The organism is Streptomyces sp. NPDC051987, from assembly GCF_040680735.1.
In the GTDB taxonomy this organism is placed as follows: domain Bacteria; phylum Actinomycetota; class Actinomycetes; order Streptomycetales; family Streptomycetaceae; genus Streptomyces.
In genome coordinates, this window is the sequence record NZ_JBFAXI010000031.1 from 1 (window position 1) to 17598 (window position 17598).

The window sequence follows — 17598 nt, forward strand, 5'->3', positions numbered from 1 at the left end:
CGTTACACCGCGACCAACAAGGCCACCGGCAAGCCGATCGACGTCCGCGTCGCGCACCACTTCGTCGTACGGGGCGGACTCATCGTCCGCTTCGAACAGTTCGTCGACACCGCCCTCGTCCGCGACGCCATGGACGACTGAGCAGTACCGCACCCACCGCGAGGCAGGAGACAGACATGTCCGCTGCGGACAACAAGGCACTCGTGACCGCCTTCTACGAGCAGGCCTTCAACGACTACCAGCCCGAGGCGGCCGCCGCCGCGCACCTCGGCGAGAGCTACACCCAGCACAACCCCGAGGCGCAGGACGGCCCGCAGGCGTTCGTCGGCTATGTGCACTGGCTGCGCGGGCAGTTCCCCGACCTGCGCCTGGACATCAAGCGCACGGTCGCCGAAGGGGACCTGGTGGTCACCCACAGCAACCTGCACCTCAAGCCCGGTGACCGGGGCATGGCCGTCGCGGACTTCTGGCGCGTCGCCGACGGAAAGATCGTCGAGCACTGGGACGTGATCCAGGAGGTGCCCGAGAAGAGCGCCAACGACAACACCATGTTCTGATTTGAGCGGCCGCGCCCGTGTGGGACGGGTCGGTACCACGATCGTGTGATCCGCTCTCGGCCACTGCGCCACGTCGCCGCGTGGCGTGGCAGCCGCATGCCACGGCACGCGGCTGCCACGCCGCTCCCGCCTGCCTCCCGCCTCGTCGGTGTGCGCGCCGAGGAACCGGCACTGCCGTCGGCGGTCCAGGGCGGACCGTATGTCTCAGGCCGCGCACCGTGTGCGGCCCACCGCAGCGAGACGACCCCAGCGCGGCTCACCGCAGTGCACCGACACCCAGTGCGGCCGACCGCGGCCCATCGGCGTCCGCCGTGAAGGTGCAGGGCCGCCGGTCTATGCGGAGCCCGGGCCGGTACGGGCGAGGCGGACCATGGCACGGAACAGGGTGGCGGGTGCCGGAGCGTCGGGCACCGCGGGGATCGGCGCGCCGGGGGCGGCGTAGGAGCGGAGCATGTGACCGACGAGACGGCGCCAGGTGTCGGGGGCGTCGTCGCCGGCGGCGGCGACGACGCCGGCGTTGGCCATCTGCAGGATCACGAGGTCCTCCGGGACGAAGTCCTCGCGGAGGTGTCCGGTGCTCCGGGCGCGGGCGATGACTTCGAGGAACGCGTGGTACGTCTCGTCGCGGCGGGCTTCCAGCGCCTTGGCGGACGGGAAGGACATGGTCAGGACGTCGGCGAAGCCGCGGTCGGCGGCCTGCATGGCACAGACGGCGTGGACGAAGCCGGTGAAGCCACGCCAGGGATCGGGGTCGGCGAGAGCCTCCGCGACGGCGCCGGCGTAGGCGTCCATACGGTCGGCGAAGACGGCGCTGATGAGCTCCTCCCGGGTGGGGAAGCGCCGGCTGAGCGTTGCCTTGCCGACACCTGCCTCGCGGGCGACGGAGGCCATGGAGACTCCCAGCCCTTCGGCGGCGAACAGGCGGCGGGCGGCGGCCAGGATGAGAGCGCGGTTGTGCTCGGCGTCGGCGCGCAGCCTGGCTTCGGGTTGCCGGTCCGGGGTCGGGTCGGAGGGTGCGGAGGTCATCCACCCATCCTATCCAAGTGGAACGGGCGGCCCGCTTCTGTTGTACGCTCGGCGCCGGTGGAACCGGGAAGGCCGGTCCACTTATGGAGAGGGTGATGTCATGCGCGCTGTCACGGTGGACTCGGTACCGGCGGACCCGGCGGTGAGCGAGGTGGACACTCCCGGCCCCGAAGCGGGGGAACTGCTGGTCAAGGTGGCTGTCGCCGCGTTGAACGGTATCGACGTGCTCACCACCGCCGGCTACCTGCAGGGGATGATGGAGCACAGGTTCCCACTGGTGCTCGGCAAGGACTTCGCCGGAACCGTCGAGGCGGTCGCTGACGGTGTGGAGGGCTTCGCGGTCGGCGACGCGGTCTTCGGCGTCGTGATGAAGCCGTTCCTGGGGGCCGGATCGCTGGCCGAGTACGTCACCGTGCCCGCCGGACACGGTGTCGTCCGCATCCCCGCCGGTCTCGCGGTGACGGACGCGGGCGCGCTGGGTCTGGCCGGGGCGACCGCGGTGGACAGTCTGGACGCGGTGGCACTGAACGGGGGCGAGACCGTGCTGATCTCGGGAGCCGGCGGTGGGGTGGGCTCGCTGGCCGTGCAGCTCGCCGCCGCCCGCGGGGCGAGGGTGATCGCCACCGCACGCCCCGGCGCCCAGACCGACTTCGTCACCGGCCTGCCCCCCACCGGCGCCGAGGTCCACGTGGTCGACTTCACCGCCGATCTGGCGGCTCAGGTCCGCGCGATCGCCCCGGACGGCGTGGACGCGGTGCTGCACCTGGCGGGCGACGGCGCCGAGCTCGCCGGGCTGCTGCGACCGGGCGGCCGGATCGCCTCACCCACCGGTCTGACCCCGGACGCCGTCAAGGACCCGGACGTCAGTGTCCACCCGGTCATTGCCGACCCGAACGCCTCGACCCTGACCGCCCTGGCCGAGCAGGTCGCCTCCGGCTCGCTGCGGGTGCCGGTCACCGCGACCTACCCGCTGGAGCGGGCCACGGAGGCGTTCTCCGCCTTCACCTCCGGCACCCCCGGCAAGATCGCCGTCGCCTGTTCCTGAAGTCCGATCCCCTTACGCAGGCAGAGAGTTCGACGTGCCCACCATCGCCGTCATCGGCGCCGGCCCCGGCATGGGCCTGGCCATCGCCCGTACCTTCGGCAGTCGCGGCTTCGACGTCGCCCTGATCGCCCGCACCAAGGACAAACTCCAGGCGTTGGTCGACCAGTTGGGCCAGGAAGGAATCACCGCCGAGGCGTTCCCGGCCGACGTCCTCGACCGGCCCTCGCTGACCGCCGCCCTGGACGCCGTGAAGGCCCGCTTCGGCGGCGTCGACGTGCTGGAGTACTCGCCGGCCCCGCACTCCCCGGTACCCGGTCACACCCTGGCCGTCCCTTCCGAGGCCACGCCGGACAATCTGCAGCCGCAGATCGAGTACAACCTCTACGGCGCCATCACGGCCGCCCAGGCGGTCCTGCCCGCGATGCGGGAGGCCGGCGCCGGGTCCCTGCTGTTCACCACCGGCGGCGGTTCGGTGGACCCGGTGCCGATGCTCGGCAACGTCAACGCGGCCGCGGCGGCCCTGCGCAACTGGGTGATCAACCTGAAACAAGGAACTGACCGGCAGCGGTGTGCACGCCGCGCACGTGACGATCAAGGTCTGGATCGGCGGAGGCGGCCCGGAGGGCTTCGCGACGGCCACGGCCGACGAGATCGCCCCGCTGTACTGGGACCTCCACGAAAGGCGTGACCGCCCCGAGGCCGTCTTCGGCGCCTGACCGGCGCGTCCCCCCCACCCTTCAGGGAGCGGTAACCGCTCCCTCCGCCCCTCTGCTTAGGAACCCGTACGTGAACGTCTTCTTGTGGATAGTCCAGGCCGTTCTGGCCGCCATGTTCGCCCTGGCCGGTGCCATGAAGGCCACCCAGCCCAAGGACAAACTGGTCGGCCAGCTGCCCTGGACGGCCGACTTCTCCCAGGGCACCGTCCGCCTCATCGGCATCGTCGAGTTCGCCGCCGCGCTCGGCCTCATCCTGCCCGCGGCCACCGGCATCGCGCCCGTGCTGACCCCGCTGGCCGCGACCGGCCTGGCCGTGGTCATGGTGCTGGCCGCGCTCACCCACGTCCGCCGCAAGGAACCCGGCGCGATCGCCTTCAACGCCGTCCTGCTGATCCTGGCCGCCCTGGTGGCCTGGGGCCGCTTCGGCCCGTACAGCTTCTGACCTCACCGCGATCAACCACCCCTGATGCGTCCCACCGTCTTCTGCGCGACCGGGGCCATCGGCCGGCTCGTCGTCCAGCAGCTCCTGGACGACGGCCACCAGGTCACCGCCCTCGTGCGCACCCCGCCAAGCTCGCACTCACCCACCCCCGTCTCATGGTCGCCACCGGGCAGCTCTCCGACCACGATGCCGGCTCACGGCCCGCGGTCGCCGCAGCGACAGTCGGCCAGAGACGTCGGAGACTGCTGGTGGACGGTCGATGCTCACCTGTGGTCGGCCATTTCGCTCACAGACAGGTGGCCACCGAGGGGCTCGACTCCGGCGTGGAGGCGTCACCGGCAGACATCCTGCCGCGCCTGCGACAGCGGTCTCGGCATGCTGACCGCGACGACGTACGACACCGTCGCCCCGCCGTTTCCCCACTCCTTGGCCGAGTAGGTCTGTGACTGGCCATCTGTCACTGCGGGTCGCAGCAGGACGTCCTCGCGGACGCCCCGGACCCGGCGGGCGCTCTGGCCGGTTTCGTGGAATGGATGAGTACCGAGGAAATTGATCGGGCCGCGCACTGCGTGCGGACTGTCTGCGGACGCCTCTTCGGCGGGCGGTGCACCCCCCACCGTCGACGGCGCCCTGGCGATCGCGGCACCCGTCATGGTCGTCCTGCTGCCGGCCGCATGGCTCATCCGGTGCGTCGACCACGGCATTCCCGTTGTGTACTTCCTGGCCGGACGCCGCGCCCGTGTGGTCGTCACCAGCGGCGCGCTGGACGTCCTCACCGACGCGAGGCCCTGACCCGCTTCGACACGGCGCTGGAGCTGGGCATCACGGGCGGGGGGACATCGCCAAGTAGCACGGCGAGCCGTGGATCAAGGTCTCGCCGCTGGGCAGGCAGGAGGAGCCGGAGAACCTCGTCGCGCTGAAGGCGGAGATCGAACGCCGCTCGGGCACGATCGATCTGATCGACATCCTCAAGGAGGCTGAGTTCGCCACCGTCTTCACGTCCGAGTTCACCTCGGTCGCCACACGGGAGGCGGTCCCGAAGGCGGTGCTGCGGCGCCGGTTGCTGCTGGTGCTGTTCGCGCTGGGTACGAACATGGGCATCAAGCGGGTCGCGGTCACGGGCAAGCACGGCGAGAGCGAGGCTGTCCTGCGCCGGGTGCGGCACCTGTTCCTCAACCGGACAATCTGCGCGCCGCGCTGGTGCGGCTGGTCAACGCCACCTTCGCCGCCCGCGATCAGGCGTGGTGTGGCGAGGGCACCGCCTGCGCGAGCGACTCCAAGAAGTTCGGCTCCTGGTCCAGCAACTTCATGACCGAATGGCACCAGCGCTACCGCGGCCCGGGTGTGATGATCTACTGGGGTGATCAGTATGCTCGGGACGATCGGGAATGTGGCCAGCGGGCGGTTCGAGGAGTTGGTGAGCGACTCGCTCGACAAGGACGAAATGGACACGCGCTGTCTGTTCGCCCTCGGCGACGCGGCCCTGGAGATTGAGCCCTTGCGAGGTCACGGCGGTCACCTGCCGATCGAGGACGAGGACCGGCTGAGCGTGGAGGACTCGCTGCGGTACATCGTCACTGAAGGCGGCCTCACGGGGCAGCGCGGCTACTTCTGCCGGGACGCCGACGGCGCGGTCGTAGGCGTCGATCTTGCCGGCCGGCTCTTCAAGCGGGTCGTGCAGACATCCTGAGTCGGCGGAGGCAGGGGCGGTTTCGAGCGGCCGCCGTGGCGGCACCACGAACCGACGACAGCAGGCTCACGAGCAATGCTCGTCACCGCATCAGCTGTGGCGCATTCTCCTCCGTATGACCTTCCCTTCGTAGCGTAGAGACCGTGACTGCAGGGGAAGTCGAGGTCATGGCAGGTAAGAGGCGAAAGTTTGACGCGGAGTTCCGTGAGGGGGCAGTGCGGATCGTCGCCGAGACCGGCAAGCCGATCGCGCAGCTGGCGCAGGATCTCGGGATCAACGAGACCACGCTGGCGAGCTGGGTGTCGCGGGCCCGAAGGGCCGGCGGTTCTGCGGCGGGAGAACGCGCAGCTGAAGAAGGACGACAAGGAGCTGGCCATGGAGCGTGATGTGCTCAAACGCTGCATGGTCTTGTGGGTGAAGTAGCTGTGGCGGCCCCGGCGTTGCTCGTCGGGGTGATCAGCGACCAGAAGACAGTGCACAGCACTCCGTACCGCACCTCCTGCCGGGCCCTGGGCGTGTCGGAGGCGTGGCCTTACAAGCGGCACCGCAGACCGTCCGAGCTGACAGAACGCGAGACCAGGCGGGCCATGCTGACCGAGCGGATCCGTTACTTCGCTACCCGCACCCAGGCCCGGCTGAAGACCGCCACGTGGATCGCGGACTTCTGGAACACGAAACGCCGTCACAGCGCGGCGACGGGAAACCGCCGGTCGAGTTCGAACGGATCATCCAGGAAGCGCGAGCCCGGACCGATCAGGAAGGCCGGGCCGCATAACCAACGTCTCTACGAAAAGCGGGGATTGACAGCGCGCGTGGCTCGGTCCGACGCTCAGGTGACGGTGTTCCGGTCGGGGTGCAGGCCGTCGGCAACGGGGCCGCAGAGGTACTTGGTGCCGTGGCTGGCCGCGTTGTGCATCCGCATCTGCGCGATGGCGAGCCGGGTGACGCCTTCCCTCCGCATACAGCCCCGGGGCATCCACGATGGCTGAAAGTGACCTTGCGTGTGAATTTTCAAACTTTCAAGATTATTTTGCCGTTATGGTCACGTTCTCCCCCCACGCAAGAGCACCGTGAAAGATCGGTAGTGCCCATGTATGAGTCTCACGGCGATGGACGCCCCGCGCCGCCTTCCTTCCGGCATAACAACGGCCAAGAGCCGTGCAGCGCCTCGGTGCGGGGGAGAGGGCGGCAGCCTTCGGCATCAGGACCGTACAACTCGGTGAGCGAAATTGACGCCGATACGGCGTTCGTGGATCGCGCCGACCAGTTGACCGTTCTCCACACCGCGCTCGCCCAGGCGGACAGAGGGCGGGGCAGGACCGTCCTGGTGGCTGCGGCACTCGCCGGCGGAAAGACCGAACTGCTGAAGACTTTCGGCGCGTACGTGGAATCGACGGGCAGAACGGTGCTCACCGCCACCGGCACCCGCGCCGAACACGGGCTCCCCCTGGGGCTGATGGACCAGCTGTTCCGGACCGCCGCGCTGCCCGAGGACATCACGTTAAAGGCACGCGCGATCCTGCGGGCCGAAGCATTACCGGCACACGAGGACGGCGAGGCCGTCCCGCCCGAGGCCCGCGCCCTGGGGACACTGCTGCTGGAACTCGCCGACCGGGACGGCCCCGTCGTCATTGGCATCGATGACGTGCACTTCGCCGACGACGCCTCCGCCCAGACCGTCCTGTACCTGAGCCGTCGCCTGGCGCGGGCCCGCATCCTGCTGGTCCTGACCGAACCGGCGCTGCCGCCCACCTCCTACCTCCCGCTCCGCTCCCGGCTGGCACAGCTGCCGCACGAGACCCTCACCCTGCCCGCCCTGTCGCCCGACGGCGTCGCCGCCCTCCTCGGCGCCCGCCGTCCGGCCCTGCCCTCGGTCGCCGAACACATACACCGGATGACCGGAGGCAGCCCCGCGCTGGTGCGGGGACTCGCCTACGACAACCCGGAAGCCGCACCCGATGAGACCCGTGTCTTCGGATCGGCCTACCGGCGGGCGGTGCTGAGCTGTCTGCAGCGAGGCGAACCGGAGATGCTGCGCGTAGCCCGCGCGGTGGCGGTACTCGGCGAGCACACCGACATCGACCTCACCGCGTCCGTCGCGGAGGTGCCCCGCCCCCTGGTGGCACCGATCCTGCGAGCCCTGGAGGACGCCGGCCTGCTCGCCGACGGACGGTTCCGGCACGAGCAGGGCGCCGCCGCCGTCATCGAGGCCACGTCGGAACAGGAGCGGACCCGCGTACGGCTGCGTGCGGCCGACGGGCTCCAGGAACGCGGCGCCGCCCCGGCCGAGGTGTGCCGGCACCTGATCGATGCCGGGGCCACGCCGGGGACGTGGGCGATCGAGGTCCTGCGGCAGGTCGCTCAGGAGGCGATGGCCGACGACGACACCGAGCTGGCCCTGGCCGCCCTGGAACTCGCTGTCGCCGAGTCCGGGGACGAACCGACACGGCAGGCGATGCTCCAGCACCTGGCGTGTGCCCTGTGGCGCGGGAACCCGGCGATGGCCGACCTGCGTCTTGAACCCCTCCGGCAGGCGCTGCGGGAGGGGAGGCTCGCCCCCGAGAACGGAGCCATGCTGGTGCGCTCCCTGCTCTGGCACGGCAGGTTCGAGCAGTACGACGTGCTGTGCTCGGAGTGCTGGCCCCCCTCCAACCCCCGCGTGCTGACCGCGGGCGTCATCAGTGCCGGCATGAACGCCGTCGACCTCGGGCTGAGCTACCTGTGGATCCACGGACCGCGCGAGACCAACCCGTTCTCCGACATCGCCCAGCAGATCAGCGACCACGACGGCGGTACCTGGATGCAGAGCGCGATCTCGGCAGGTCCGGCGTTCTTCCGCGACCCGACGACCGCCCCGTGCGACTTCGCGGACGTGCCGGACTCGCTGGCGCTCGGAGACTCCACGCCGGAAGCCATCGCCTACATGGTGACGGGCATGCTTCACGCCGACCAGGTGGAACTGGCCGACCGCTGGTGCACGGCGCTGGTGGCCGAGGCCGAGAAACGGGCGGCCCCCACGTGGCAGGCGCTGCTGAGCGCGGCGCACGCGGACGTCCTGCTGCGCACGGGAGACCTCGAACGGTCGGCGGCCCTGGCCGAGTCCGCGCTGGGCCTGCTGTCGCCGCTCTCCTGGGGAGTGGTCATCACCTTCCCCTTGGCGGTGCTGACGACCGCGAACACCGCCCTGGGCCGGCACGATCACAACGAACGGCTCCTGCGCCGCTACCGGGTGCCGCCGGCCGCAGGCACCACCCTGCTCGGGTTGCGCTACGTACGGGCCCGCGGGCATCACCGGCTGGCCGGGGGCGCCCCCCTCAAGGCGCTGGCCGACTTCGATCAGTGCGGCTTCCAGGCACGGGCGGCGGGCATCGACTTGCCGGAGCTGCTGCCCTGGCGCACGGATCTGTCCCAGGTACGGCTGCGACTGGGGGAGACCGCAGACGCCCGGCAACTCGCGGAGGAGGAGCTGGAGTTGTGCCGGCTGCCACGCAGCCGGGGCATCGCGACCCGTGTCCTGGCCGCCTGCGCCGACCTTCGCGCCAGGCCGCGGCTGCTGCAGGACGCGGTCGACCTGCTCCAGGAGAGCGGCGACCGACTGGAGGTGGCCCACGCGATCAGCGATCTCGCACGCGCCTACGAGGAACTCGGTGACCTCTCCCGGGCCCGTATCCTCGTCCGGTCGGCGGGAAAGCACGCCCCGTCGTACACGGAACCCGCCCGGACCGCCGCCGCCCTGCCGCAGACAGGATCGGGCGTCTCCGTCCTCAGCGACGCCGAACTCCGCGTCGCCCGGCTGGCCGCCCGGGGCCACACCAACCGCGAGATCAGCAGGCGCCTCAGCATCACGATCAGCACCGTCGAACAGCACATCACCAGGATCTACCGGAAGCTCGACATCAAAGTCCGGGCCGAACTGCCGGAGAGGCTGTTCTCGGCCGGCGGCATCTGACCGCCCAGGGTAGGGGCGGCTTAGGGGGGCGAACGGGGTCCATCCGGCCCGTACCACTTGTCTACCGTCGGCAGTGCTTGCCCTGTCGTCGGGAGAAAAGGGTGCTCGCATGTCCTCGTCGGCCGCCGGACTCGCCGGTACACCCAGGTTCCGGTCCTACGGACCCCGGCACCTGACGGAGATCGCAGGCCGCCACGGTGTGCCGGAGCACCTGCTGGACGACGCCCGGGTCATCTCCCAGGTGCTGCCGTTCCGCGTCAACGACTACGTCCTGAGCCACCTCGTCGACTGGACACGCATCCCCGGCGACCCGATCTTCCAGCTCCTCTTCCCCCAGGCCGGCATGCTCGACGCCGCCGACCACACCCTCCTCGCCCGCCTCCTGCGCACCGGCGCCCGGGACGCACTGGCGGCCGAGACCCGCCGTATCCGCGCCGGACTCAACCCGCACCCCTCCGGCCAGCGCGAACTCAACGTCCCCAGCCAGGACGGCGACCGGCTCCCCGGCATCCAGCACAAATACCGCGAGACGGTGCTGTACTTCCCCCAGCAGGGCCAGACCTGCCACGCCTACTGCACGTACTGCTTCCGCTGGGCCCAGTTCGTCGGCGACGCCGACCTGCGCTTCGCCGCCCCCGGCCCCGGACCGCTGGTCGCCTACCTGCGCGCGCACCCGGCCGTCACCGACGTCCTGGTGACCGGCGGCGACCCCATGGTGATGAGCACCGAACGACTGCGCGCCCACCTGGAACCGCTGCTCGCGGTGGACACCGTGCGCACCGTCAGGATCGGCACCAAGTCGGTCGCGTACTGGCCCTACCGGTTCACCACCGACCCCGACGCCGACGACGTCCTGCGCCTGTTCGATGAGGTCGTGGCGAGCGGGCGGACCCTAGCGGTGATGGCGCACTTCAGCCACCCCAGGGAGCTGGAGACCGCGCCGGCCCGCGCGGCGCTGGAGCGGATCCGCGCCACCGGCGCCGTCGTCTACGGCCAGGCGCCCCTGGTCGCGCACGTCAACGACGACCCGCGCATCTGGGCTCGGATGTGGAGCGCGCAGCTCTCCGCCGGCATCGTGCCGTACTACATGTTCGTCGAGCGGGACACCGGGCCGCGCGAGTACTTCAAGGTGCCGCTGGACCGGGCGGTGGACATCTTCCAGGCCGCCTACCGCACCCTGCCCGGCCTCGCCAGGACCGTACGCGGCCCCAGCATGTCGGCCACCCCGGGCAAGGTGCTCGTCGACGGGGTGGCCGACACTGCGGACGGCCGGTACTTCCAGCTGCGGCTCGTCCAGGCACGCAGGCCGGAGCTGGTCGGCAGGCCGTTTCGGGCCCGCTGGTCGCCCACCGCGTCCTGGCTGGACGAACTCGAACCCGCCCCGGACACCCCGGCCGACATCGCGGACGCCGTCGCCCCGGCCGCGCTGCGGGCGGTGGTCGCCCGATGAAGCACGAGATCTCACCCAACCTCGCCCTGGACCAGCTCGTGACCGAACGCTGGGCGGCCGGCGAACCGATCGTCCACCTCGGCTTCGGCGAGTCCCGGCTGCCGGTGTTCCCCGGGCTCGTCGAGCGGCTGGCCGCGGGTGCCTGGCGCAACGCGTACGGCCCGGTCGCGGGCGCGCCAGGCGTCCTGCGCGCCGTCGCCGGCTACTTCACCCGCCGCGACCTGCCCACCGCCCCGGACCAGGTGATCGTCGCGCCCGGCAGCAAGGCCCTGCTCGCCGCGCTCCAGTTCGCCGTACCCGGAGATGTCCTGCTGCCCACCCCATGCTGGGTGACCTACGCCCCCCAGGCCCGCCTCGCGGGCAAACACCCCTTCGGCGTACCGGTCCCGGACGACTGCGGCGGCGTCCCCGACCCCGACGCGCTGCCTGCGGCCTTACGGCGCGCCCGGGCCGCCGGCCTCGACCCGCGCATCGTGGTCCTGACGGTGCCGGACAACCCGACCGGGACCACCGCCCCGCCGGACGTCATCCGCCGGATCTGCGCGGTCGCCGAGGACGAGGACCTGCTGGTCGTGTCCGACGAGATCTACCGCGACCTCGTGCACGACCCGGCCACCGAGGTGCTCAGCGCGGCCGAGGTGATTCCGCACCGCACGGTGGTCGTCACCGGCCTCAGCAAGAGCGCCGCGCTGGGCGGTTGGCGGATCGGCGCGGCCCGCTTCCCCGCCGACGAGGCCGGGGTCCGGCTGCGCGCGGACGTGGCCGCGATCGCCAGTGAGGTGTGGTCCACGCTCGCCGGGCCGATGCAGGAGGTCGCCGAGTACGCCTTCGACGAACCGCCCGCCCTGCGTGAGCGGCTGGCGGCGGACGCCCGGCTGCACGGGCGGCTCGCGCGGGCGGTGCACGCGATCTGTGCCGAGGCCGGCGCGGTCGTCCGGCCGCCGACCGGTGGTTTCTACGTCTACCCCGACTTCGAGTCGTCGCGCACGGCGCTGCGCCGGCTCGGCGTCACCGACGGCGCCTCGCTCCAGAAGTACCTGCTCGGCCAGGGCGTGGTCGTACTGGCCGGGACGGCCTTCGGCGACGACCCGCGGGCCCTGCGCTTCCGGGCCGCGACCAGCATGCTCTACGGCGCCACGGCCGAGGAACAGGAGGCGACGATGCGGGCCGCCGATCCCCTCGACGTGCCGCACGTGGCCGAGGCGCTCGTGACGATCGAGAAGGTGTTCAGAACCCTCGCCTAGGGCGTGTTGCCTAGGGCGTGTTGCGGAAGTCCCGTCGTCCGCCCGGAGGGCGGGCCAGGCGTCGAGCGGCGGGCGGGACTTTCGCTGGAGGCCCTGGCCCGCCGTACCGCCCAGAGAAGAACGGACCACACATGTACGAGAAGAACCAGGCGACGGCGTTCCCTGGCATGGGACCCACCCCATACCATCAGGTCGCCGACTTCATGACCGACCACCCCTACGCCCGCGACCTGGTCGCCCTCGCGGACGACGTCCTCGGCCACGACCTGCTCGCCCACTACCGGGACAGCCCGACCGACTACTCCGCCGCCGCCCAGGTCGCGTTCCTGGTGAATTGCCTCGCCTCCGCCCGCTGGGCCGAACACGAACAAGGCGTACGGCCCGCACTGCTGGCCGGCGCCAGCTTCGGTGCCAAGGCTGCCGCGATCCGCTCGGGCGCCCTCGACGCCGCCGACGGGATCTGGCTCACCGCGCAGATCGCCCGCCTGGAGACCGAGTACTTCGCCGATCACCACGGCGACCTCGTCACGCTCTCCTTCGTCCGTACCCCGCGCCCCGAACTCGACCGGATTCTTGACGAGTTGGCCGACTGGCACGAGATCTCCTGCCACATCGACGACGACTTCTTCATGGTGACGGTGCGCCGCGACAAGCTGGAGTGGCTGCGGCGAAGGCTGCGCGCGGCGGGCGGACTCCCGCTGTACGACACCGACCCGCCGATGCACGTCAGCCTCTTCGGTGACCTGCGCGACCGGGTGGCGGCGGAACTCCTGCCCCGCATCACGATCCGTGACCCGGAACTCCCGGTCGTGGCCGACTACGACGGCTCGCACCGCACCACCGCCGACGGCATACGCGCCATGCTCCTGGACGGCCTGGTGACCCCCGTCCACTGGCCCGAGGTGGTCCGCTCCCTGCGCGCCGCCGGTATCACCCGGCTGTGCGTCGCCGGACCCGACGCCCTGTTCGGCCGCGTCGGCGTCACCCGCAGAGCCTTCGAGGTCGTCGCCGCCTCCCCCCGGTCCGCGATGCACGCCGGGGAGACCGCGTGAGCCACACCGCTACCCTCCACGCCCGCTTCCTCCACGGCCTCGCACTCCACCCCACCCGGATCGCCCTGCGCCTGGAGGACGGCCAGGAGTTCACCTACGAACACCTGCACGAGCTGGCGCTGCGCTGGGCAGGTGCCCTGCACACCACAGGAGACGAACCGCCCCGCGCGGTCGGCGTGCTGGCGGGCAAGACGATCGCGGCGTACGCCGGACTTCTCGCGGCCCTCTACGCCGGAGCCGCTGCGGTCCCCCTCCACCCGGAGTTCCCCGAGGCCCGCACCCGACGGATGCTGGACGCGGCCGGTGTGACCACGTTGCTCGCCGACCGGCAGGGCCTGACCACCCTCGCCGACCCGGGCATCCCGGTTCTCGCCCCCCTGGACCAAGGCCCTCTGCCTGGACGGCCGCTGGATGCCCCGCTGCCCGTCGCCCCCGACGGCATCGCCTGCGTGCTGTTCACCTCCGGCTCCACCGGACGCCCGAAAGGCGTCCCCGTCCGCCACGACAGCGCCGACCACTACTTCCAGGTGCTGGAGAACCGGTACGGCTTCCAGCCCGACGACGTCTTCTCCCAGTCTTTCGACCTGAACTTCGACTGCGCCCTCTTCGACCTCTTCTGCGCCTGGGGTGCCGGCGCCTCGGCACATCCCGTCCCCGCCGTCGCCTACCGCGACCTGCCCGGCTTCGCCGCCGCGCGCGGCCTCACGGTCTGGTTCTCCACCCCCTCCGCGATCACCCTGGTCCGGCGGACCGGCGGCCTCGCCCCCGGCTCCCTCCCGGGGCTGCGGTGGAGCTTCTTCGCAGGCGAGGCACTGCGCGCGGCCGACGTCGAGGACTGGCTGGCGGCGGCCCCCGGCTCGACCGTGGAGAACATCTACGGCCCGACCGAACTGACCGTGACCATCACCGGCCACCGCTGGTCACCGGAGACCTCGCCCGAGCTGTGCGTCAACGGCCTGGTGCCGATCGGACGCGTACACCCCGGGCACGACCACGTCCTGCTCGGCGAGAACGGCACGCCCGACGACACCGAGGGCGAACTGTGCGTCACCGGACCGCAGTTGACCGCCGGTTACCTGGACCCGAGGGACGACGACGGGCGGTTCCTGGAACGCGACGGCCGCCGCTGGTACCGCACCGGCGACCGGGTGCGCCGCCTGCCCGGGGACGAGCTCGTCTACCTGGGCCGACTGGACTCGCAGGTACAGCTCCACGGCTGGCGGGTCGAACTCGCCGAGGTCGAGCACGCGGTGCGCGGCTGTGTCGGCGTCCACGACGCGGTGGCCGTGACCAGGAGTGACGCGAACGGCCTCCACCTGGTCGTCTACTACACCGGCGTACCCACCCCCGCCCGGGAGCTGGCCCGGCGGCTGCGGGACGTCCTCCCCAAGGGCATGCTGCCCCGCCACTACCGTCACCTGGACGCGTTCCCCCTCAACACCAACCGCAAGATCGACCGCGCCCGCCTCAGGGACCTGCCCGATGAGCACTGAGGAACACTCAGCGCCCCCGAACCAGGGCCAGCAGCGCGTCCCGGTCGACCTTGCCGTTCACGGTCGACGGCAGCACGTCGAGCACCCGAACCTCCTGCGGCACCATATAGTCGGGCAGCGCCGCCATGCAGAACGCCTTCAGTTCCATCGGGTCCAGCTCCCCGGCCTCTGCGGACAGGACGACGAACACAGCGAGCACCGGTTCACGCCCGCCCGTCGGCAGCAGGACGGCCGTCGCCGCCCGGACCCCGTCGAACTCGGTGACCCGCCGCTCGATCTCCCCCAGCTCCACCCGGTTCCCGCGGATCTTCACCAGCGAGTCCGCCCGCCCGCAGAAATACAGCTCACCGTGCGCGCCCCAGCGCCCCAGGTCCCCCGTGCGGAAAACCCGTTGCCCGCTGCGCGGCTCCAGCGGATCGGGCACCAGCACCCGCGCGGTGGCCTCCGGGTCGTCCCAGTACGCCGTGAACAGCGCCGCACTGCGCAGATGGATGTGCCCGACGACCCCCGGCTCCTGAACCGCACGCCCGTCCTCGTCGATCACCAGCATCTCGGCTCCCGGGTGGGCGCGCCCGATGGACACGTCCTCGGCGTCGTCCGGCAGAGGGTTCGGTACGTCGGTGAAGGACGCGGCGATCGACTCGCTGCTGCCGAAACAGTTCACGATCCGCAGCCCCGGCAACAGCCCCTGGAGCGTGCGCAGTTCGGGCAACGGGAACCGCTCGCCCGAGTACAGCACGCCCCTCACCCTGCCGCCCAGTTCCGCGCCGAGCAACTCCGCCTCGTGCCGCAGCGCCGGACGCCAGATCGACGGCACCCCGTTGACCTGGGTGACCTCGGCGTCCGCGAGGAACCTGAGCAGGCGGCGCGGCCAACGCAGCAGGTCACGCGGCACGGGGACGACCGTCGCGCCGCTGCCCAGCGCGAGTCCGATGTCCAGCAACGAGAAATCGAACTGGAGCGGAGAGGTGGTCGCCACCCGGTCCTCGGCGGCGACGATGCCGTGCCGCAGCATCCCCCGGTACAGCGCCAGCACACCCCGGTGGCTCATCACCACACCCTTGGGGCGGCCAGTTGTGCCCGAAGTGAACACGACATAGGCCGGGTCGGTGGGCACGAGCGCGCGGCGACGCCGCTTCCTGGGCGCGGGCGCCCGCTCCACCAGCAGGCCGTCGGGGCCGAACCGGGCTGTACCGACCTCGGCCCGGATCCCGTCCCGGGTGCCGTGTGCGGCCTGGAGGTGCAGCGCGGGCTCGACCGCGTCGATGATCGCCTCCAGACGAGCGGCTGGTGTGTCGGGACTGACCGGTACGAAGACCAGGCCGAGGGTCGAGCAGGCGAGCAGCGCCGCGATGGACCACGAGGATGTGTCGGACTCCAGGACCACCAGGTCCCCGATGCCCAGGCCCAACGCGTCCAGCTGCGCGGCGAGCTCTGTGACCCGGTGCTCCAGCTGCCGGTAGGAGATCGTGCCGAAGGTCCCCTCCGCGTGTTCCACGACCGCCGGCTGATGCGGCGTAAGCCGCGCGCCGGCCAACAAGAATCCATGCAGGGTGTCGACCGAGTCATGAATACGGGAAAAACTCTCTGGACTCATCGGAAAAAGCACCTCGTTCGTTGGTTCTTGTACCCAACTCCTGTTGCGGAGCGGGAATTACACAGTTACTGCCGCGAGTGTCGGTCGCGCCGAATGAACAGGAAAGGGAATCATGTTGCAAGAGGAATTTGAGGAAATCCTGCGCGGGCAGCTTCCGTTTTTGGATCCGGACGAGAAACTGACCGAGGACACCGTGCTGCGCGACCTCGGTCTCGACTCGCTCACCATGGTCGATCTGCTGGCGTCCCTGGAGAACTCCTACGGAGTACGGTTCCGTGACGAAGCGCTGACCACGGAGACGTTCCGTACCCCGGGCACATTGTGGGCGGCGCTGTCCAGACTGCTTGCGCGCAACGCCTGACCTTCCGGCGGGCGGGACCCGGCAAACAACCGGGCCCCGCCCGCGGCTGTTCATCGCCTGCGTGCGGTGATGAGCGAGTGACGGATTATTCCGGTCGCCATGAGCTGCTCCAGGGCCACGACCAGCTCGGCCAAGAAGTCCCGCGTCTCCTTCTCGATCTCGGGCTCCTCGGCCTTGCTCCGCAGCGTCGAGACGATCAGCCGCATGGTGCGACGGAGGTTGGTGGTGATGTTCTCGTAGGCCACGAGATCCAGTCCGGCCGCGGTGATGTCGTCCTCGAAGTCCTTCTGTGTGCCGAACGGCGGGAACTCGAAGATGTCCCAGACGGCGGTGAGCGCTTCGAGCTCACGGGGGGTGGGGGTGTGGGCGAGGAAGAAGTCCTGGATGACCAGCCGTCCGCCCGGACGCAGCGTGCGTGCGATCTCGGCGATGGCCTTGCCCCGGTCCGGCATGTGCGCGATCGACTCGATGGCGTAGGCGCTGTCGAAGTGGCCATCAGGGAAAGGCAGCTCCATCGCGTCGGCCAGCTGGAACGTGGCCTGGCCGATGCCCAGGCCGACCCCGGGCTGCGTCATCGCCAGCTGCACCTCGCGCGGACTGAGCGTGACCCCGGTGACGTGTGCCCGGTGGCGGTCGGCGATCCGCAGCGTGGAGCGGCCGGTTCCGCAGCCGACGTCCAGCACCCGCGCGCCGGCGGCGAGGTCCAGTCGCTGCGCGACCATGTCGGTGAGCCGGTCGGTCGCCTCCCGTACGGGAGTGTCGTCGTTGTCGTCGTCCCAGAAACCGTAGTGAATGTTGTCCCCGAGGGCCTCCATGAGCACCTCGGACATCCGGTCGTACAGCGTGCCGACGTCGGACGAGCCAGGAACGTGATTCTTTGCCATGGTGACAGCGACCTTTCCGTGACGATGTGAGCGGCCTCTTCGAGGACCGCTTCATTGAGTGATCAATCTGCTTCGGTGGTCGTCTTGCGACT

19 protein-coding genes and 2 pseudogenes are annotated in these 17598 nt (G+C 70.7%); 16 read left to right on the forward strand and 5 right to left on the reverse strand.

Annotated features, from left to right (window positions below; genetic code table 11):
* Both AB0M11_RS18665 and AB0M11_RS18670 read left to right on the forward strand, forming a co-directional pair.
* A pseudogene (locus AB0M11_RS18665) lies at positions 1 to 141 on the forward strand (DUF4440 domain-containing protein); the annotation flags it as partial.
* Positions 142 to 176: 35 nt separating this feature from the next.
* Positions 177 to 557 (forward strand): nuclear transport factor 2 family protein, encoded by a 381-nt coding sequence (locus AB0M11_RS18670; RefSeq protein WP_365706699.1) that lies wholly within the window; start codon positions 177 to 179, stop codon positions 555 to 557.
* Positions 558 to 890: 333 nt separating this feature from the next.
* Here the strand turns inward: AB0M11_RS18670 and AB0M11_RS18675 are convergent, their stop codons facing one another.
* Entirely contained in the window at positions 891 to 1583 is a 693-nt protein-coding gene (locus AB0M11_RS18675) for a helix-turn-helix domain-containing protein (RefSeq protein ID WP_365706701.1), read from the reverse strand.
* A gap of 100 nt (positions 1584 to 1683) precedes the next feature.
* Between AB0M11_RS18675 and AB0M11_RS18680 the strand changes: the two genes are divergently transcribed.
* The 4 genes from AB0M11_RS18680 to AB0M11_RS18695 all read left to right on the forward strand — a co-directional run bounded on the left by AB0M11_RS18680 (position 1684) and on the right by AB0M11_RS18695 (position 4224).
* Positions 1684 to 2628 (forward strand): NADP-dependent oxidoreductase, encoded by a 945-nt coding sequence (locus tag AB0M11_RS18680; RefSeq protein WP_365706703.1) that lies wholly within the window; start codon positions 1684 to 1686, stop codon positions 2626 to 2628.
* Positions 2629 to 2662: 34 nt separating this feature from the next.
* Positions 2663 to 3316, forward strand: a complete 654-nt coding sequence (locus tag AB0M11_RS18685; RefSeq protein WP_365706705.1) for an SDR family NAD(P)-dependent oxidoreductase — start codon at positions 2663 to 2665, stop codon at positions 3314 to 3316.
* A 98-nt stretch (positions 3317 to 3414) separates the two neighbouring features.
* On the forward strand, positions 3415 to 3786 hold the full coding sequence (locus AB0M11_RS18690) for a DoxX family protein (protein WP_365706707.1): 372 nt from the start codon (positions 3415 to 3417) through the stop codon (positions 3784 to 3786).
* Between the two features lie 24 nt (positions 3787 to 3810).
* Positions 3811 to 4224: an NAD(P)H-binding protein gene (locus AB0M11_RS18695; RefSeq protein WP_365706709.1), complete on the forward strand. Its 414-nt coding sequence runs from the start codon at positions 3811 to 3813 to the stop codon at positions 4222 to 4224.
* Here the strand turns inward: AB0M11_RS18695 and AB0M11_RS18700 are convergent.
* A complete protein-coding gene (locus AB0M11_RS18700; RefSeq protein WP_365706819.1) occupies positions 4119 to 4439 on the reverse strand; it encodes a hypothetical protein in 321 nt (106 codons plus the stop codon). The two genes, AB0M11_RS18695 and AB0M11_RS18700, sit on opposite strands and share 106 nt — an antisense overlap.
* On the opposite strand from AB0M11_RS18700, the gene AB0M11_RS18705 reads away from it, so the two are divergent.
* The 4 genes and pseudogenes from AB0M11_RS18705 (at position 4438) to AB0M11_RS18720 (ending at position 5862) form a co-directional block, all read left to right on the forward strand.
* The gene (locus AB0M11_RS18705; protein ID WP_365706711.1) at positions 4438 to 4578 is read left to right on the forward strand and encodes a hypothetical protein; all 141 of its coding nucleotides are present in this window, start codon (positions 4438 to 4440) and stop codon (positions 4576 to 4578) included. The two genes, AB0M11_RS18700 and AB0M11_RS18705, sit on opposite strands and share 2 nt — an antisense overlap.
* Positions 4579 to 4750: 172 nt before the next feature.
* A pseudogene (locus AB0M11_RS18710) lies at positions 4751 to 5280 on the forward strand (Tn3 family transposase).
* Positions 5177 to 5476, forward strand: a complete 300-nt coding sequence (locus AB0M11_RS18715) for a hypothetical protein (RefSeq protein ID WP_365706713.1) — start codon at positions 5177 to 5179, stop codon at positions 5474 to 5476. Before AB0M11_RS18710 ends, AB0M11_RS18715 begins: the two are co-directional and overlap by 104 nt.
* 143 nt (positions 5477 to 5619) lie before the next feature.
* Entirely contained in the window at positions 5620 to 5862 is a 243-nt protein-coding gene (locus tag AB0M11_RS18720; RefSeq protein WP_365706715.1) for a transposase, read from the forward strand.
* Between the two features lie 443 nt (positions 5863 to 6305).
* On the opposite strand, the gene AB0M11_RS18725 is transcribed toward AB0M11_RS18720, so the two are convergent.
* Complete coding sequence (locus AB0M11_RS18725; protein ID WP_365706716.1) at positions 6306 to 6437, reverse strand: hypothetical protein; 132 nt, start codon at positions 6435 to 6437, stop codon at positions 6306 to 6308.
* 258 nt (positions 6438 to 6695) lie between these two features.
* Between AB0M11_RS18725 and AB0M11_RS18730 the strand changes: the two genes are divergently transcribed.
* From AB0M11_RS18730 to AB0M11_RS18750, 5 genes are all read left to right on the forward strand, one after another.
* Positions 6696 to 9425 carry a LuxR C-terminal-related transcriptional regulator gene (locus tag AB0M11_RS18730; protein WP_365706718.1) on the forward strand — a complete coding sequence of 910 codons (2730 nt, stop codon included), beginning with the start codon at positions 6696 to 6698 and terminating at the stop codon, positions 9423 to 9425.
* 109 nt (positions 9426 to 9534) lie between these two features.
* Positions 9535 to 10875 (forward strand): lysine 2,3-aminomutase, encoded by a 1341-nt coding sequence (locus AB0M11_RS18735; RefSeq protein ID WP_365706720.1) that lies wholly within the window; start codon positions 9535 to 9537, stop codon positions 10873 to 10875.
* The gene (locus AB0M11_RS18740) at positions 10872 to 12119 is read left to right on the forward strand and encodes a pyridoxal phosphate-dependent aminotransferase (protein WP_365706722.1); all 1248 of its coding nucleotides are present in this window, start codon (positions 10872 to 10874) and stop codon (positions 12117 to 12119) included. The genes AB0M11_RS18735 and AB0M11_RS18740 overlap by 4 nt, the downstream gene beginning before the upstream one ends.
* A gap of 131 nt (positions 12120 to 12250) precedes the next feature.
* A complete protein-coding gene (locus AB0M11_RS18745; protein ID WP_365706724.1) occupies positions 12251 to 13171 on the forward strand; it encodes an ACP S-malonyltransferase in 921 nt (306 codons plus the stop codon).
* The gene (locus tag AB0M11_RS18750) at positions 13168 to 14664 is read left to right on the forward strand and encodes an AMP-binding protein (protein WP_365706726.1); all 1497 of its coding nucleotides are present in this window, start codon (positions 13168 to 13170) and stop codon (positions 14662 to 14664) included. Before AB0M11_RS18745 ends, AB0M11_RS18750 begins: the two co-directional genes overlap by 4 nt.
* 7 nt (positions 14665 to 14671) lie before the next feature.
* On the opposite strand, the gene AB0M11_RS18755 is transcribed toward AB0M11_RS18750, so the two are convergent.
* On the reverse strand, positions 14672 to 16261 hold the full coding sequence (locus tag AB0M11_RS18755; protein ID WP_365706728.1) for an AMP-binding protein: 1590 nt from the start codon (positions 16259 to 16261) through the stop codon (positions 14672 to 14674).
* A 112-nt stretch (positions 16262 to 16373) separates the two neighbouring features.
* Between AB0M11_RS18755 and AB0M11_RS18760 the strand changes: the two genes are divergently transcribed.
* Positions 16374 to 16622, forward strand: a complete 249-nt coding sequence (locus tag AB0M11_RS18760; protein WP_365706730.1) for an acyl carrier protein — start codon at positions 16374 to 16376, stop codon at positions 16620 to 16622.
* Positions 16623 to 16672: 50 nt separating this feature from the next.
* Here AB0M11_RS18760 and AB0M11_RS18765 read toward each other — a convergent pair whose 3' ends face one another.
* Positions 16673 to 17506 (reverse strand): methyltransferase domain-containing protein, encoded by an 834-nt coding sequence (locus tag AB0M11_RS18765; RefSeq protein ID WP_365706732.1) that lies wholly within the window; start codon positions 17504 to 17506, stop codon positions 16673 to 16675.
* Positions 17507 to 17598 lie beyond the last annotated feature (92 nt).

Excerpts from the sequence above, each read along its gene's own strand:
- AB0M11_RS18670 (WP_365706699.1), top strand. The coding sequence starts at position 177 with ATGTCCGCTGCGGACAACAAGGCACTCGTGACCGCCTTCTACGAGCAG.
- AB0M11_RS18675 (WP_365706701.1), bottom strand. The coding sequence starts at position 1,583 with ATGACCTCCGCACCCTCCGACCCGACCCCGGACCGGCAACCCGAAGCC.
- AB0M11_RS18680 (WP_365706703.1), top strand. The coding sequence starts at position 1,684 with ATGCGCGCTGTCACGGTGGACTCGGTACCGGCGGACCCGGCGGTGAGC.
- AB0M11_RS18695 (WP_365706709.1), top strand. The coding sequence starts at position 3,811 with ATGCGTCCCACCGTCTTCTGCGCGACCGGGGCCATCGGCCGGCTCGTC.
- AB0M11_RS18705 (WP_365706711.1), top strand. The coding sequence starts at position 4,438 with ATGGTCGTCCTGCTGCCGGCCGCATGGCTCATCCGGTGCGTCGACCAC.
- AB0M11_RS18700 (WP_365706819.1), bottom strand. The coding sequence starts at position 4,439 with ATGACGGGTGCCGCGATCGCCAGGGCGCCGTCGACGGTGGGGGGTGCA.
- AB0M11_RS18725 (WP_365706716.1), bottom strand. The coding sequence starts at position 6,437 with ATGCGGAGGGAAGGCGTCACCCGGCTCGCCATCGCGCAGATGCGGATG.
- AB0M11_RS18735 (WP_365706720.1), top strand. The coding sequence starts at position 9,535 with ATGTCCTCGTCGGCCGCCGGACTCGCCGGTACACCCAGGTTCCGGTCC.
- AB0M11_RS18740 (WP_365706722.1), top strand. The coding sequence starts at position 10,872 with ATGAAGCACGAGATCTCACCCAACCTCGCCCTGGACCAGCTCGTGACC.
- AB0M11_RS18745 (WP_365706724.1), top strand. The coding sequence starts at position 12,251 with ATGTACGAGAAGAACCAGGCGACGGCGTTCCCTGGCATGGGACCCACC.
- AB0M11_RS18755 (WP_365706728.1), bottom strand. The coding sequence starts at position 16,261 with ATGAGTCCAGAGAGTTTTTCCCGTATTCATGACTCGGTCGACACCCTG.
- AB0M11_RS18760 (WP_365706730.1), top strand. The coding sequence starts at position 16,374 with ATGTTGCAAGAGGAATTTGAGGAAATCCTGCGCGGGCAGCTTCCGTTT.
- AB0M11_RS18765 (WP_365706732.1), bottom strand. The coding sequence starts at position 17,506 with ATGGCAAAGAATCACGTTCCTGGCTCGTCCGACGTCGGCACGCTGTAC.